Source organism: Mesobaculum littorinae (assembly GCF_004011175.1).
Classification (GTDB): Bacteria; Pseudomonadota; Alphaproteobacteria; order Rhodobacterales; family Rhodobacteraceae; genus Tranquillimonas; species Tranquillimonas littorinae.
The window spans coordinates 1-14,657 of the sequence record NZ_RQXX01000013.1; the positions used below are offsets into that span (position 1 = coordinate 1).

Annotated in this window: 12 protein-coding genes and 1 pseudogene; 10 read left to right on the forward strand and 3 right to left on the reverse strand. The window is 59.3% G+C overall.

Features of this window, described 5'->3' with window-relative positions; translation table 11 throughout:
• Positions 1-12: 12 nt before the first annotated feature.
• Positions 13-132, forward strand: a complete 120-nt coding sequence (locus tag EKE94_RS18260; RefSeq protein WP_235856104.1) for a PAAR domain-containing protein — start codon at positions 13-15, stop codon at positions 130-132.
• Positions 133-250: 118 nt separating this feature from the next.
• Positions 251-1,408: pseudogene (locus EKE94_RS19005) on the forward strand (IS3 family transposase).
• 296 nt (positions 1,409-1,704) lie between these two features.
• Here EKE94_RS19005 and EKE94_RS18270 read toward each other — a convergent pair.
• Together EKE94_RS18270 and EKE94_RS18275 are read right to left on the reverse strand one after the other, a co-directional pair.
• Positions 1,705-2,160: a hypothetical protein gene (locus EKE94_RS18270; protein ID WP_127908073.1), complete on the reverse strand. Its 456-nt coding sequence runs from the start codon at positions 2,158-2,160 to the stop codon at positions 1,705-1,707.
• Positions 2,161-2,310: 150 nt separating this feature from the next.
• Entirely contained in the window at positions 2,311-3,651 is a 1,341-nt protein-coding gene (locus tag EKE94_RS18275) for a plasmid recombination protein (protein ID WP_127908074.1), read from the reverse strand.
• A 312-nt stretch (positions 3,652-3,963) separates the two neighbouring features.
• On the opposite strand from EKE94_RS18275, the gene EKE94_RS18280 reads away from it, so the two are divergent.
• The 6 genes from EKE94_RS18280 (at position 3,964) to EKE94_RS18305 (ending at position 11,324) form a co-directional block, all read left to right on the forward strand.
• Positions 3,964-4,872 (forward strand): ABC-three component system protein, encoded by a 909-nt coding sequence (locus EKE94_RS18280; protein ID WP_127908075.1) that lies wholly within the window; start codon positions 3,964-3,966, stop codon positions 4,870-4,872.
• The gene (locus EKE94_RS18285) at positions 4,866-5,108 is read left to right on the forward strand and encodes an ABC-three component system middle component 6 (protein WP_127908076.1); all 243 of its coding nucleotides are present in this window, start codon (positions 4,866-4,868) and stop codon (positions 5,106-5,108) included. Before EKE94_RS18280 ends, EKE94_RS18285 begins: the two co-directional genes overlap by 7 nt.
• Positions 5,105-6,814, forward strand: coding sequence for a DUF2326 domain-containing protein (locus tag EKE94_RS19010; protein ID WP_127908077.1), 1,710 nt, complete (start codon positions 5,105-5,107; stop codon positions 6,812-6,814). The genes EKE94_RS18285 and EKE94_RS19010 overlap by 4 nt, the downstream gene beginning before the upstream one ends.
• Positions 6,815-7,438: 624 nt before the next feature.
• Complete coding sequence (locus EKE94_RS18295) at positions 7,439-7,984, forward strand: hypothetical protein (RefSeq protein ID WP_127908078.1); 546 nt, start codon at positions 7,439-7,441, stop codon at positions 7,982-7,984.
• Positions 7,981-8,430, forward strand: coding sequence for a hypothetical protein (locus EKE94_RS18300; RefSeq protein WP_127908079.1), 450 nt, complete (start codon positions 7,981-7,983; stop codon positions 8,428-8,430). The genes EKE94_RS18295 and EKE94_RS18300 overlap by 4 nt, the downstream gene beginning before the upstream one ends.
• A 311-nt stretch (positions 8,431-8,741) precedes the next feature.
• On the forward strand, positions 8,742-11,324 hold the full coding sequence (locus EKE94_RS18305; protein ID WP_127908080.1) for a DEAD/DEAH box helicase: 2,583 nt from the start codon (positions 8,742-8,744) through the stop codon (positions 11,322-11,324).
• A 69-nt stretch (positions 11,325-11,393) separates the two neighbouring features.
• Here EKE94_RS18305 and EKE94_RS18310 read toward each other — a convergent pair whose 3' ends face one another.
• Positions 11,394-12,050 carry an SOS response-associated peptidase gene (locus EKE94_RS18310; RefSeq protein ID WP_127908081.1) on the reverse strand — a complete coding sequence of 219 codons (657 nt, stop codon included), beginning with the start codon at positions 12,048-12,050 and terminating at the stop codon, positions 11,394-11,396.
• Between the two features lie 501 nt (positions 12,051-12,551).
• Here EKE94_RS18310 and EKE94_RS18315 point away from each other — a divergent pair.
• Together EKE94_RS18315 and EKE94_RS18320 are read left to right on the forward strand one after the other, a co-directional pair.
• Positions 12,552-12,962 (forward strand): recombinase family protein, encoded by a 411-nt coding sequence (locus EKE94_RS18315; protein WP_127908082.1) that lies wholly within the window; start codon positions 12,552-12,554, stop codon positions 12,960-12,962.
• On the forward strand, positions 12,959-14,656 hold the full coding sequence (locus EKE94_RS18320; RefSeq protein ID WP_127908083.1) for a recombinase family protein: 1,698 nt from the start codon (positions 12,959-12,961) through the stop codon (positions 14,654-14,656). The genes EKE94_RS18315 and EKE94_RS18320 overlap by 4 nt, the downstream gene beginning before the upstream one ends.
• Position 14,657: the final 1 nt, after the last annotated feature.

The window sequence follows — 14,657 nt, forward strand, 5'->3', positions numbered from 1 at the left end:
CACCCGCGCAGCCTGTCCGGCGGATCGGCGACGGTCTTCGTCAACGGCAAGCCCGCCGGAAGGGTGGGCGACGCAATCTCCTGCGGCGGATCGGCCGCGACCGGGTCGGGCGATGTGGGCATCGGGGACTGAGGCCGGGTGGGTCGTGCTTCTTGGCTTTGTTGCGATAAATGCGTGAAACTGGTATTGACCAGAGCCCCGTTTCCTCCTCCCGTTTGAGGTAGAGTCCGCTCCAACAAGGAGACGGACAATGAAGCGATCAAGGTTCAGCGAAGAGCAGATCATCGGGGAGCAGGAGGCCGGGATGTCGAGGGCCGACGTGTGCCGGAAGCACGGGGTCAGCAGCGCTACGTTCTACAAGTGGAAGGCGCGCTATGGCGGGCTGGAGGTGTCGGAGGCGCGGCGGCTGAAGGCGCTCGAAGAGGAGAACGGCAAGCTCACGAAGCTGCTCGCCGAAGCCATGCTCGACAGCCCCGAGGGAGACGAATCGATCCAGAGGATCGATTTGCCGAGGGACGATCCTGAAGGATGTTGCTGCAAAAAATGGTAGCGCCCGGTGTGAAGCGGGAGGCGGTGGCGCATGTCGTGGAGGTCCACGGGGTGAGCCAGCGCCGGGCGTGCAGGGTCTTGGCCGTGGATCGCTCCAGCGTGCGCTATCGTGGCGTGCGGCCGGACGATGCCGAGACGAGGAACGCGATGAAGGCGGTGGCAGCCGAGCGGCGGCGGTTCGGCTATACGTGATGCTCGAGCGCCAGGGGATCGTGATGAACCTGAAGAAGCTCCGGCGGCTCTACCGCGAGGAGAAGCTTCAGGTGCGCCGCCGGGGTGGGCGCAAGCGCGCCCTGGGAACGCGGCGGCCGATGCTGGTGCCGGAGGCACCGAACATGCACTGGAGCCTGGACTTCGTCAGCGATGCGCTGACCGACGGGCGGCGCTTCCGGGTCTTGGCGGTGGTCGAGGATTACAGCCGGGAGTGCCTGGCACTGATCGCACTCGCCATTGTCCTCGGACCAATGGCGGACAAGGCTCGCCCTCCCTCTCCGGACCATGGGTTGTCCGGGAGCTGGAGGCCCTGATCGCCCGGCGGCGGCCTCCTGCCAGGGTGGCGTCCGACAATGGCACCGAGCTCACCTCGATGGCCGTCTTGGCATGGTGCCAGAGCGCCGGCGTCGACTGGCACTACATCGCGCCAGGCAAGCCCATGCAGAACGGCTTCGTCGAGAGCTTCAACGGCCGGTTCCGCGACGAACTGCTCAACGACACGCTGTTCTCGTCGCTCACCGACGCCCGTCAGCAAATCCAGGCCTGGCAAGAGGACTACAACCATCACCGCCCGCACTCGGGGCTCGGGAACATCCCGTCAGCCGAGTTCGTGGCAAAGAACGACTTGGCAATACGTGCCGCGTAGCGCCAGTTATGAATCGGCGGACTCTCCGTAAGGCCGGAGGAAAGTCGGGTCTCAGGTCCGTTCCAGCAGCGAACGCGCCCGATGGCCACCGGATCGCGCTCAGCGGGGAAGTGACGGGTATTCTTGCATTGGGAGGAGCGGATACGACCGAGCCCCCGCGGATGGCGAGGGCTTGGTCGGAAACGATGGTTGCGGGAGAGCGGTTTGGACTTTGGCGAAAACAACGATCTTCGCGCCGGTATCGCGTTGAGCCGGGAGGCGGCGCGCCGCGGAGCCCCCTGCCCGGCTGAGCTGCATCAGGACGCCGATGCGTCCTCAGGCGCTTCTTGCGGAGTAGCCTTGGCGGTCTTGGCACCGTGCTCGGCGGCTTCGGCGGCCTTGCGCTCCTGCTCGGCGATCCGCTCATCATCCGCTTCCGCGTCTTCGAGCATCTCATCCACGGCCTCCGGACGCAGCGGATGAGAGGCGATGCGACGGCGGTTCGCCGCGGTAGCCAGCCGCTCCAGGCTGAAGAAGAATGGCGTCAGCACCTCCTCGTCCATCGCGGCGATGAACTCGGGCATCGTGTCGGCGATCGCCTTGGCTCGTAGGCGCTCCTCATTGTCCGCCTTCTTCACCTGCTTGTTCAACGACCGGCGGAGGGTCGCAAGAGCGCGCTCGGTAGCAGGGGTGTCGGGCGCGGCGTCGACCTGCTGGCGCTTCTTGCGCGAGGATTTCGAGGCGGCGAGGTCGGGGTTGAGGAACTTGGTCATCGTGGGTCCTTTGTCGATCTGGTGGCCTCCGCGGAGGTCCGGTTGAAGGGGCGCCGTTCGGCGCTGGCCATCACATTGCTCTCTTCGATCCGCCCGACTCGTAGGCTGAGCAAACTTTCTCGCCGATTCCTCGCAAGCCACTGAATGCGATCAGAACTTTTCTTCGTCTCCGGGTTCATCGCGCTGCGGCCGAACGTTCTCCGAACTACCGGAAAGCCCCTTCCCAGATCGCTCCAGCTTGCGGAGTATCGCCGGGATCGTCTGGCGGATCTCACCAATCAGCAACCGCGTCCGGGACGGCAGGTGACGCGTAGCCTCAGCGACCATCGCATCGGCGCGTTCGATCTGCTCCATGGCATTGGCTACTCGGGAATCGGCCTCGGCTTCGGCTTTCGCTCGCGCCTGTCCGAACAAGCGCCCCCACGCGCGCCCGAACACGCCCGTGGCGCGGGCGAACCCCGTCGGCGACCGTCGCCGAAGATCCTCCAAGGGCGTCTCCGCCGGCCTTGCGGTCGGGGCCTCGATCAAGCCCGGCTCATCCTCGCCCTCGCTCGCGACGAACGCACCCGACGCTACTCCTTCGGCCACGGCGAGCACCGTCTCTGCCTCGTTCTCGCGCTCCGTCACGTGCGCCGAGCGCTCGTCCAGCGCGGCCTTGTCCGTCTCCAGCGTTTCGGCCTCCGCCTTGAGGCGAAGCTCTTCCTCTACGCGCCATTTCCAAGTCTTGGCGTGATAACGGCGCTTCGGCGGTGTCTGCCCGTTCGCGCGGGCCTCCTTGATCGCTGCCGCCCGCCGTTCACCACGCACGAGGCCGAGAGACGCGAACCACTCGCCAACGCTGTCCTGCGCCGCCTCGTAGTTCTCGATGAGCGGATGAATCGAGGGTTGCAGCATCCGGCGCGTCGCCGTGGCCGTCGGCACCTTCGCTTTCGGCTTCGCGATCTCGACCGTCGCCCGGGGCATGATCACAGCATGGATGTGGAATGCGGCTTCATCCCGGTCGGCGCGGGCATGGATGACATCGTCACCGAAATTCTCGATCAGCCACTGCTTCGCAAGGGCGCCGAACTCCTTTTCACGCTGGTTTTCGGCTTCCCCGAAGAACTTCGACAGATCGGCATCGAACCAGTCCTTGTTGACCGTGAGGATGACCTCGCGCATCGGCCCGTGCCGGGTCGGACGCCACGGCTGCTTCGGCCCCTCGACGAAACGTCGCTCGATGTCCTTCTTGCGGTTGCGCTTCTCCAGCGAGGCGACCTCGGCCGCGAAGTTCTCCGCCGCCATCTCGCGGATCTCGGCGAGCGCCCGAGCCGCCCAGTCTTCGGGCCCGATGAGTGGCGGGCCGTTCAGCTTTGTCCGAGATCGATCGACATGTCCGAGGTCCCCACCCTTTCGCAGGCGGTGGGCCTCGTAGCCGCCGAGCTGATGAGGGTAGAGCCCCTCGAACCGCAGCACCACGGGGTAGTCTGTCTTGATGTTTGAACCGTCCATCGGTGATCTCCTGAGCACAAGAGCTCAGGAGTTCGGTCGATCAGCGATGAACCAGTAGCGAACGCGTTGAACAGCAGACCTTCATGCCCCTTCGCGTTTGCGGCATAAGCACGCTCCGTCAGCCCGACGTGTATACCTAAGACTTGAGACGGAGATCGACCTCAGGTTAGAACACCAGCCACAAGACGGCTATTCAAGCTGGTTTTCTCGCAACTACATACCCAATGCGGCCAAGAAAACGATAGCGCGTGAATGCCAATGCGTGTTAAGTCGCCACAACCAGAATGGTATCCTTTCTAAATTGCGGCCCACATGCACAAATCCGACTTCGATGAGTATTTCGACCGTATGTTTGACACCTGCAATCAGACCAGATTCGAAGATTGGTTCGCCGAACTCGCTCACTGTGCTTGGGGCACGGATTTTGAAACGATAAAAGCAGGCGGACAACACGGGGATAAAAAAAGCGACGGACGGCATCGGCCTACAGAAACCATCTATCAGTGTTATGCGCCGGAGTCAGCCTCTACGTTTTCCAAGAATGCAGTCGGAAAGGTAAATGACTCCTTCCCGGACGTTCTCAGTTACTGGCCCAAAATGAAAAGATGGGTGCTGATCCACAACAACGACGGCGGCATTCCGACGAAGCTCAGTGACGAACTGGAAAAACTCCGCGAAGAATATCCTCATATTGAAATTGACACGGCGTCGCGTCGTTTTCTAAAAGACGAACTCCATGATAAACTGAGCATGAACCAAATGCTCGATGTATACCCCAGCGCTCGCCTTAATTTCAGAACTGTCTCCATGGAAAACGTGAGACCACTTCTGAAGCGGATCATCGGAGAAAAATCGACCGCGATCGGCGTGTTGTCCTTTGGTGAAATCCCCAATGAGAAGAAACTCGATCACAATGAGCTAAGCCCAGACGCAAAATTCGACCTAAACAGGGCGGCTCCCAACATTGGAATCGTCGATCGCTTCCTTGAAAATATGAGCAATCCCGGAAATGCCTCTATCATTCAGTCTGAGATTCAGTCAAAATATCTTGAGTTAAGGGACTTTGGCTACACAGCAGACGAAATTCTCGGAGGTTTATTGGCTTTTGTGCGAGGGCCGCTTGAAGATCCACCCAACACCGCAGCTGCCTACGTGATAATATACTACTACTTTGACGCATGCGATATCTTCGAGAATCCACCTGAAGACGCACTATGTTGATGCCGACGAAACATATAAAGACGGAGAACGCGCTAATTGGAGTTGGTGCGGAAGTTCTGGCGCTTCTGGAAAGAGAAAAAACTGTTTCGACGCTATTTCGGGACCTCCAAAACTCACGTCGAGATAACGAGCTTCCCACGATTCACTTTGACTGGTTTTTGCTTTCACTCGACTTTCTGTTCTCTTTGCAAGCTATCCGCTATGAAGCTGGCCTTCTGAAAAAGATGAATCAATGATCACAGAAGTTTCGAGCGACCTGGAAACATTCAAACCCCTACGCTTCGGGCCGGGGCTCAATATTTTGCTGGCGGAGCGGCATAAGAAATCGGGTGATCGTGACACACGAAATGGAACCGGAAAAACTAGCTTCATAGAGCTGGTTCACTTTGTGCTTTCAGACAAGCGTAACGGTGGAGATGATTTCCACAAACCTGATCTAATCGGAAGCAATTTCGTGTGTCGCTTCTCTGATCACGGCAACGAATACGAAATTTCCAGAAAGAGCGGCCCAGCAGACGAAACTCGAAAGGATGGCGTGCTTGTATCACCATCCGATCTTCGGAAGGAGCTTGCGCAAAAGTGGTTCGGGTTAAACAGCGAGGTATTGTCTGAGAAATACGCTCCAAAGTTCGGTGCGCTACTGTCTTATTTCATTCGAAAAGAGAGGAACGGAGGTTTTGCAAACCCGACCTTAAACGCCTCCACCCAATCTGGATGGGATAGCCAGGTTTGCCTATCTTATCTATTGGGCTTTGATTGGCGGCTACCTCAGCAGCTTCAAGTCAAGAAGGACCAGAAAAAAGACGCAGACACCCTCTACAAAATGATAAAGAGCGGTTATCTCAGTGACGGTGAGCTTGATCTCAACAAGATGCAAGCGCGCCTTGATTTTCTGGACCGGGAAGTCGAGCGAAAGCGCGACGAGATAGCATCTGCACAAGTTGTTGACGGCTATCGCGAGCAGGAAGCCACAGCAAATGATCTTACCGCGCAGATCCGATCCTTGAATGAAGCCAACCTCAGTGATTTAGACCTAATTGAAAGCATCGATACGGCGATATCCGAAGTTGCTGATGCCAACGTCGCGGGCGTAAAATCGTTATACCATCAAGCAGGGGTATTTTTCGGCGACCAAGTTCGAAAAAGGCTCGAACAAGTTGAGGAGTTTCACAACAAGGTCGCGCAAAATAGAAGCTCCCATCTTCGCCGAGAAAAACAACTCGCGCAACAGCGCCTTTCTGATCGAAGGAACGAAATCCTTCGAATTCAGGGAGCGCTGTCCGAGAAGCTGAGCCTGTTGCGATCAGGCATAGCCATCGAGCGCCTCACTTATCTTCAATCTGAACTTAACGGACTTGAGGCGGAGCAAGCAGATCTCCGCCAGCAAATCCCGCGCTTTCGGAATGTTTCCGACGACCGCCGACGATTGAAGCGAGACATCGATGATTTAATTGATGCGATTGGCGATGATGTTCTTGAACGCGAAGACCAGAGAAGATCAGCGCTTAATATTTTCGCAAGCACCTCTCAGTATCTATATGATGAACCAGGGTCTCTAATAATCGGCCGTTCGAAGGGCGTCGGAGGCATGTCAATCGAGACCGACATCGTTGGAAAGAAGAGCGGCGGAAAGACACATATGCAAGTTTTCTGCTTCGACTGGCTTCTTGCGGAAGCTTCGCAACGTCAGGACAGATTCCCAGGATTTGTTATTCATGACAGTCATGTATTTGACGGAGTTGATGGCCGGCAAATCAGGCTGGCTTTAGAGCTGGCGCAGAAAAAGTGTGTGGATCTCGGTATTCAGTATATTGTGGCAATGAATTCTGATGATCTTGATAAAATTGAGTGGGATACGGATCACTTCGACCCGAGAGACTTCGTCCTCGATACAGTTCTGACCGATGAACCGGATGGCGGGCTATTCGGCATCAGATTTTAGGTTGAGATAGTGCAATGGATGCCTGGAACCTCGATCTCGGCTTGCGTTGTGTGGCATGCAAGCGGACGCATTCCGGGCTGTTAAGATCGTTCGGGTTGCCCAGCTACTTACCAGCTACTTACTCACTAATCAGCTGGCACTCCGGCCCTTCGGGCCTGCGTTCCAGCTGTCGTTCGCCGGGGGCTGACGCCCCCGGACCCCGGCGCCGCTGACGCGCCGCTCGGGAGACGCTCCGCCCTCCCGAACCCGCCAGGGGCCTTCCGCCGGACCAGAGAGCGCGCCGCCCCTCTGGACACCCAGGGCAGGGTTGTCGTTCGCCACTCCCCCTGCACCCCCTGCTCCCGGAGGATGCCGCTCCGCGCTCGCCTCCGAACCTCCCCCGCTCCCGGAAAGAGCGTTCCGCACCCCTTCCCGAACCCATCTCCGCTCGTCCCCCGACGGGGTCGAAAGGGACACCCTCTCGACGCTCTCCCGACAGGACAGGGAACAACGCAGGTCAGAGGAGCAGGGCCAGCCCCTTCCGCCGTGCGCGCGCCTTGTGACGCGCACGACGGAAGGCCCCGGCCGATAGGAGAAAGGGGACAGATCACGCGCGTCGGACATCCACCCTTCAAGGAGCCGACAATGCTCGACACGACCACCACCACTCTCACGATGACGCCAGTCTGGCGCGACCACCTGTCTTACGGAGACATCGTCTCGTTCCGCTTTCCGCTCGCGGAGGAAGCCAGCACCGGACAGCCGAAAGCTCGGCCCTGCCTGGTCCTCGACATCGAGACGCAAGACAACCAGCGCTACGCCCTTCTCGCCTACGGAACGACCTCGCGCCGGCGGTCCAACGTCGGCTACGAGATTCACGTCCGCCGCCGCGACGAATACCTCCCCGCCGGGCTGGATGAGCCGACCCGCTTCGTCGGAGCACGCCGCCTCCTCGTGCCGCTGACCCATAGCGGCTTCGCCATCTGCCGAGCGACGGGCTCTGCCGTTCTGGGTCGCCTGGACGGTGCTCCGTTCGAGGACATGAATGCGGTGCGCGGCCGCATCCATGCTGAGGCCGACATTGCGGCTGACCGCCGATCGCGGAGGCGAGGTGGGCTCCGGCGCCCGCGCGCCATGGGGCAGCGCCTTTCGCTACCCGCAGCGCCCGCCAGGAAGGCGGTGCGCCAATGAGCGACGCCGTCTCGCGGACCCTGTTCGAACAGCAGGTGCAGCTTACCAGCATCCTGCTGCAAAGCATGCAGGGCATCGAAAGTCACCTGCTGACCCGCGTGCGTCCACACCTCCCCGACGGCGCCGGAAACGCCATCGACGATCTCATCGTCGCGTTGGACGTAGAGGAGTGGATCGATCCGAACCTGCACTTCTATGTCGACGCCGTCCTCGGCGAAATGCGCACCGCGATCGCCAGCGGAACGACCGAAGAGCAGGTGCCCATCCCGCGCGAACAGTTGATCGGCTGCACGGAGGCCTTCGACACGCGCAAGGTGCTGAGCCCGGCCGCGGAAGCTCTTCAAGCAGCACTGCCGCCACTGGAGGGCCTCTATAGCGCGGCTCGGGAGGCGCTTCACTTCGCCAAAGCGATCCGACTGAGCTTCCAGCTACTGCATCCGGACTGAACCCGACGGCGCCCCAGAACGGGGCGCCGTTCTTGAGGGCACCTGCGGCCCTGCTGACGGGATTGGATCACCCCTCAGACGGCGCGCCGGCGACCAATGCTCCGTCGCTGCTACGACGATGCCGGCGCGTCTCACTTTCCTGAATTAGAAAGCCCTCTGGTTTTGCCCACCGATCCGTCACGTCCGGCCTGATACCCGCAAACAAGCGGGCAGCCAACGCCGAGCTCCAATAGAAAACTCCAAGCATGCTATTGCCGAGATAGTCTTGGACATCTACGTTGCCAGCGGGAATCTTCCGTGGAGAATTAGTGATGGCGTTCAAGAGAAGCAAAGCCCGACAAGATATTTTTGAGAACCCAATTGAACTATTCCGATCCTTCTCCAAGAGGAAGTTCCCAACCGAGATGCCGCACCAGCGGACCATTATAGAAACTTACATGGAGCAGGCTCTCAAAAAGCCAGACGTAGCATTGCAGCTTCCTACGGGAAGCGGAAAAACCCTTGTTGGCGCAACGATAGGCGAATGGCGTCGCCGAAAATTTGATGAACGCGTTGTTTACCTGTGCCCTACGCGTCAACTCGTAAATCAAACAGTTCGCCAGTGCCGAGATCACTACGGAATGGACGCCTTGGGGTTCACCGGAAAGAAACGTGAATACGCACCCGGCGATGTCGCCGAATACCGCCAAGGGCGTAAAATCGCAGTTACCACATACCAGAGCGTTTTTAATGTAAACCCATTCTTCCATGACGCCGATACAATTATCATCGACGACGCCCACGCGGCTGAAAACTATATTGGAAACATGTGGTCGGTAGAAATAGATGCTTCCGAGGAAGCTCATAGAGCATTACATCAATCCCTGGCAAATATTCTCAAGCCGCACATTGGAAGACTTGATTATTCGATTCTAACCGGCGACGTGAAGTCGTTTGCAGACACCGGTTGGGTCGAAAAAATCCCCTCGCCGGTATTGTCTCAGATACATGACGCATTCGTTGAGGTCTGTGATGAATACACTGCTGAAACCAACCTGAGGTATCCTTGGAATCTTATTCGAGACCACTTGCCGGCATGCCACGTCTACATGTCATATCGTGGGTTTTTGATCCGCCCTCTAATACCTCCGACTTGGACGTTGGACGCCTTCGAGGATGCCGGTCATCGGATATACATGTCCGCGACACTTGGGGAAGGTGGAGACCTTGAGCGACTAACTGGACGCGAGAATATTTACCGTCTCGCGGCCCCGGAAGGCCACAATCTTGAAACCGTGGGCCGTAGATTCTTTATGTTTCCGGGCATGTCGCTGCAAGACGAAGATATTACCGATCTTCGAAACTCCCTAATTGAGAAATCTGGCCGCGCGGTTATATTGACCCCAAGCAAGAAAGCTGCAAATCAAGTAGTAGAGGAAATTAATGAAGTCCCCAATCTAAGTATTTTCTCTGCCGCGGACATCGAGGAATCAAAGGATTCTTTCGTGAAATCCGAGCGAGCAGTCGCTGTAATGGCCGGTCGCTACGATGGGATAGACTTCCCAAATGACGAATGTCGTTTACTTTGCGTTGAAGACCTTCCGAAAGCGGCCAACCTGCAGGAGAGATTCATCGCAACGAAGATGGGTGCAGAGCTTTTACTGAACACTCGCATTCAGACCAGAGTATTACAAGCGATAGGTCGTTGCACAAGGAGCCTGCAGGACTACTCTGCTATCTTCATAACCGGAAGTGAACTGCAAGACTATCTAAGCGACAAGAAAAAGAGAGCCCACCTCCTTCCAGAGTTTCAAGCTGAGCTAGCGTTCGGAGTAGAGCAATCGCTGAACGTCGAGCTCGATGATTTCCTCGATAATTTTGATGTATTCATTGAGAACGGCGATGATTGGCGAGATGTGGAAACAGATATCGTTACCGATACTAAATCAATGCATCGCAAACCTTTTCCCGCATCCGAAGAGCTGGAAGCTGCGGTATCCTTAGAGGTCAAATACCAGAAGTCTTTGTGGGCGTCGGACTACGACGGCGCGCTGAAGAATGCGAAAGCCGTCTTGGAGCAGCTGAAGTCTCCTGAATTACGTGGATATCGAGCGCTGTGGCATTACCTGTCGGGAGCAGCAGCTCTGCACTTGAGCCGCCAAGGGAATACAAGTGCAGGAGGCGTTGCCAAAGATCAGTTTCGAGCAGCAATTAAGGCCGCAAATGAACTTCCGTGGACATCCTCCCTACTTCTCCCGGACGAGGTCAACGAAATTTTGAGCGCTGAAGACCGAGAGCTTAGCTCTCAGGTTGAAAAGATCGAAGCAAAACTCCTTAGCCTCGGAACAACGCAAGACCGCAAGTTTTCCAAACTTGAGAAGGAAATTTTGGAAGGTCTACAGGACAAAGATCGCTTCGAGCAAGCTCAGGTCGAATTGGGTCGTCTCCTCGGATTTTCGTGCGGAAACAGTGAGACCGACGCTGCACCAGACCCTTGGTGGCTTTGCGAAGGTCATGGAGTAGTTTTCGAGGACTACGTTGGAGCTGAACAGGACTCCCTTGGTGCCGATAAGGCAAGGCAGGCAGCCAGCCACCCCGTTTGGCTTGAAGAGAAAGTCGAAACCGCTAAAGGCTGCGATATTATGTCAATTATCGTTGCTCCAGTAACAAAAGCTCACGACGGCGCATTCCCACACTTAGCTAATGTCGGATTTTGGAATGTAGACGAATTCCGAAAATGGGCGGTGCATGCGCTTGGAGTTATGAGAGAACTGAAGCGAACTCTTCCGAACGGAAGTGATCTTGCTTGGAGAGCTCAGGCTGCAAAAGTTCTCGTTGATGAGAAGCTAACAATGGAATTGATACGACAAGTCAGATCTGAAACAATCGCTAAAGATGCACTAAAACCATTGTAAAATGAGCGTCGGCGCCATCCAATCATCTTAGGTTCTTCATTGTGCTTCGGGAGCCACTTCACTCGAGTATTAGCCTGAGTGCTCCTTTATCGCGCCCTCTGAGACAATCTCAATACCCCCGTCCAAAAGTGGCCGTTGAAGCTCCTTTGCCTCTTCGATCGGCGCGCTCAGCCAAGTCTCCCATTCCTCGGGCTCTGTAAGGATGACCGGCATGGCCTTCGGGTGAACGGCGCCGACAACAGCGTTGGCCTCGGTGGTGAGGAAGCCAAATAGGTCGGCCTCGACCTCGCCCTCCTTGAGCTTCCGGACGGACGTCCAGCGAGTCCAGATCCCGGCGAAGAAGGTCAGTGGTCGATCCTCGCCGCGCGCGAACCAGACGGGGGTTCGCGACTTGTCGGGCTCGACGCGATACTCGGAGAAGCTGGTAAAGGGCACGAGGCAACGGTGCTCCGGGCCGAGCCAGCGGCGCCAATGCGCTGAGCCGAGGTTGCGGATGTTCGTGACACCGGGATCGGTCCTGCGGTTCTTCAGGGCGACCTTGGGCGACGGCATGCCCCACCGCATCATCACCAGCTCCCGGCCCTCGTCGCCCATGCGGATGACGGGCGCCGACTGGTCCGGGAAGATCGCCGGCTGCGGCGCGAGGTTGCCCGTGCGGTCGGTCCATACGCTGGCGATCTCGCGGATCGCCGCCTGCCCCTTCGACAACGAATAGAGATTGCACATCCGCCCTGCCCCTTTGCGCCATGACGCGATCGGCGCCGAAGCCGATCCCATCACCCTGACTGTAGGAGCCCCTATGTCCGACTGCCACCGCCGCGCGCGCCTGTGGGTGCGCCGGCACGAGTTTATGATCGTGCGCGCCGCCATCGTCCTGCTGCTGCTCGTCCACGCCGCGCTGCTGTTCCGCTGAACGAGACGCGCCCGCGGGGATCTCCCGCGGGCGCTTTTCGGCCACCTGTGTGCGGGGACTCGGGTGGGTGTCCGCCATGTCGGTTGTTCATTGCCCGAACAGGAAAGGACTCCGCCGATGCCGCTCGACAGACTGATCGACCTTCTCGCAGAAGCCGCAGTCCGCAAGCTCTCGCAGGAGCGGGAGGCAAAGGACGCAACGCCTGACGCGATGTTTCCACTCTACTCGGGATTGCGGCCATACGATGTCCTCATTCTCCTGAGACACAAAGTTCAACAGCGCCGTGCGCGCCACAGCCCGACCACGAGACGACCATGACCACCGAGACCACCGCCCTTCTCTACCTGCGTGCAGCCTGCACGAACGATGCCACCATCGCCGAGCAGCGCAGGCTCTGCACCGGCTACGCCGAAGCGCGGGGCTGGCGCGTCCTCGATGTCGTCGTCGACAACGGCATCAGCGGGGCGCGGGACGCCCCCGGCCTGACGATCCTGCGGGAGCGCATCGCAGGCGGCGAGGCACAGGCCGTTGTCGCAACGGATCTGGCGCGCCTCTCGCGCGATCCCGAGCGGCTTCGGGCCTTCGCCCGGTTCTGCGGTCAGCACGGGGCGGACTTGTGCTTCACCGAGCACACGGTCAATCTCGACGCCCTTATAAGAGAGGCCGACTGCGCCGAAGCGGTCGATGACGACAGCCTCTACGCCGCCCGGGAGACCCGCCAATGACCACATCCCTCGAAGCCCCCCGCCGCGTCGCGCTCTACGCCCGCTACTCGACCGACTTGCAGAACCCGATGTCGGTCGAGGACCAGTTCCGTCAGGCGGAGCGCCACGCCCGGCAGCAGGGCTGGACGATCGTCGAGCGGTTCTCGGACAGCGCGGTCAGCGGCACGGCGGGCCGGACCCGGCCGGACTTCACGCGCCTGTCGGACGCGCTCCACCAGGGGAGGTTCGACATCGTTCTCGCCGAGTCCCTCGACCGGATTTCCCGCGACCAGGAACACCTGGCCGGCTTCTACAAGGCTGCGAAGACCGCGCGCGTCGAGATCCACACGATTGGGCGCGGCAAGGTGGATGCACTCACGCTGGGGCTCTCGTCGATGATGAGCGCCATGTTCCTCGAGGAGCTGTCGGACAAGGTGCGCCGCGGCATCGAGGGCAAGGTGCTGAAGGGCCTGAGCGGCGGAGGGCGGATCTACGGATACCGTCCCGGCACCGACGAGCGCGGTGCCCCGGTGAAGGGCACCCTGGCCATCGACGAGATCGAAGCCGCGGTCGTGCGGAGCATCTTTCGCGACTACGCCGCCGGCGTCTCGCCCATCAAGATCGCCAGCCGCCTCAACGAGGAGGGGATCGCCTCACCGTCGGTTGGCTCGAAGCGCAAATCTTCGGGGCACTGGAAGCAGAACACGATCAACGGCAACGCCGCGCGCGGCACCGGCATCCTGAACAACGAGCTCTATGTCGGGCGCCGCATCTGGAACCGGCTATCCTACACGAAGCACCACCAGACCGAGAAGAAGCGCTCAACGCTGAACCCCGAGAGCGAGTGGCATATCGTCGAGGTGCCGGAGCTCAGGATCGTCGATCAGGACCTCTGGGACGCCGTGAAGGCGCGCCAAGCGTCGCAGACGAAGCGGCGGTCGAAGGTGGCGACAACCGACCGGAACCGCCTGTCATCGGGCCAGACGCTCCGGCGCCGGAAGTATCTGCTGTCTGGGCTGCTCCACTGCGACCGCTGCAAGGGCCGGATGACCGTCGCCGGCTCCGGCAAATACAAGACCTACTACTGCGCCGACGCCAAGGAGAAGGGCCCGAGCGTCTGCACGGGCTTCCGGGGCCTGCGGGAGAGCGTCGCCCTGCCCCTGGTCCTGTCGGCCCTGCGGGCCGATCTGATGAAGCCCGAGGCCTACGCACGGTTCCGGGACCGCGTGCATCACCAGCTGAAGGCAGAGCAAGGCACCGCGGAGGACACGCTGCGCCTTCACGACGCGCGGGTGCGGCAGCTGGAGGTCGAACAGCGCAATCTGGTCGCCCTGGCGAAGCAGGGGCTGGGCTCGGAGTCGCTCGTTGCCGAGCTCCAGAAGATCGATGCCGACCTCACGCGCCTCGCGGCCACTCGCGACGAGATCATCCCGCCGGATATCGAGCTGCCCGAGGGGCTGCCCGAGCTCTATCAGGAGATGGTCGCGAACCTGGCGGCGAGCCTCTCAGAGGAGAGCGTTGTCGGTCGAGCGGCGGATGAACTGCATGAGCTGGTCGACCGGATCGAGGTCGATTGGGACGATGAGGCGAAGGTGCATCGCCTGACTATCGAGGGCAACTTACTGGAGATGCTACGCAAATCGGCGCCGGATGATCTCGGCGCCGTGCGTGGTTCTGCGATTTTCGCGGAAGTTGGTTGCGGGAGTAGGATTTGAA

Excerpts from the sequence above, each read along its gene's own strand:
- EKE94_RS18305 (WP_127908080.1), top strand. The coding sequence starts at position 8,742 with ATGGCGTTCAAGAGAAGCAAAGCCCGACAAGATATTTTTGAGAACCCA.
- EKE94_RS18275 (WP_127908074.1), bottom strand. The coding sequence starts at position 3,651 with ATGGACGGTTCAAACATCAAGACAGACTACCCCGTGGTGCTGCGGTTC.
- EKE94_RS18295 (WP_127908078.1), top strand. The coding sequence starts at position 7,439 with ATGCTCGACACGACCACCACCACTCTCACGATGACGCCAGTCTGGCGC.
- EKE94_RS19010 (WP_127908077.1), top strand. The coding sequence starts at position 5,105 with ATGATCACAGAAGTTTCGAGCGACCTGGAAACATTCAAACCCCTACGC.
- EKE94_RS18310 (WP_127908081.1), bottom strand. The coding sequence starts at position 12,050 with ATGTGCAATCTCTATTCGTTGTCGAAGGGGCAGGCGGCGATCCGCGAG.
- EKE94_RS18285 (WP_127908076.1), top strand. The coding sequence starts at position 4,866 with ATGTTGATGCCGACGAAACATATAAAGACGGAGAACGCGCTAATTGGA.
- EKE94_RS18300 (WP_127908079.1), top strand. The coding sequence starts at position 7,981 with ATGAGCGACGCCGTCTCGCGGACCCTGTTCGAACAGCAGGTGCAGCTT.
- EKE94_RS18320 (WP_127908083.1), top strand. The coding sequence starts at position 12,959 with ATGACCACATCCCTCGAAGCCCCCCGCCGCGTCGCGCTCTACGCCCGC.
- EKE94_RS18315 (WP_127908082.1), top strand. The coding sequence starts at position 12,552 with ATGACCACCGAGACCACCGCCCTTCTCTACCTGCGTGCAGCCTGCACG.
- EKE94_RS18270 (WP_127908073.1), bottom strand. The coding sequence starts at position 2,160 with ATGACCAAGTTCCTCAACCCCGACCTCGCCGCCTCGAAATCCTCGCGC.
- EKE94_RS18280 (WP_127908075.1), top strand. The coding sequence starts at position 3,964 with ATGCACAAATCCGACTTCGATGAGTATTTCGACCGTATGTTTGACACC.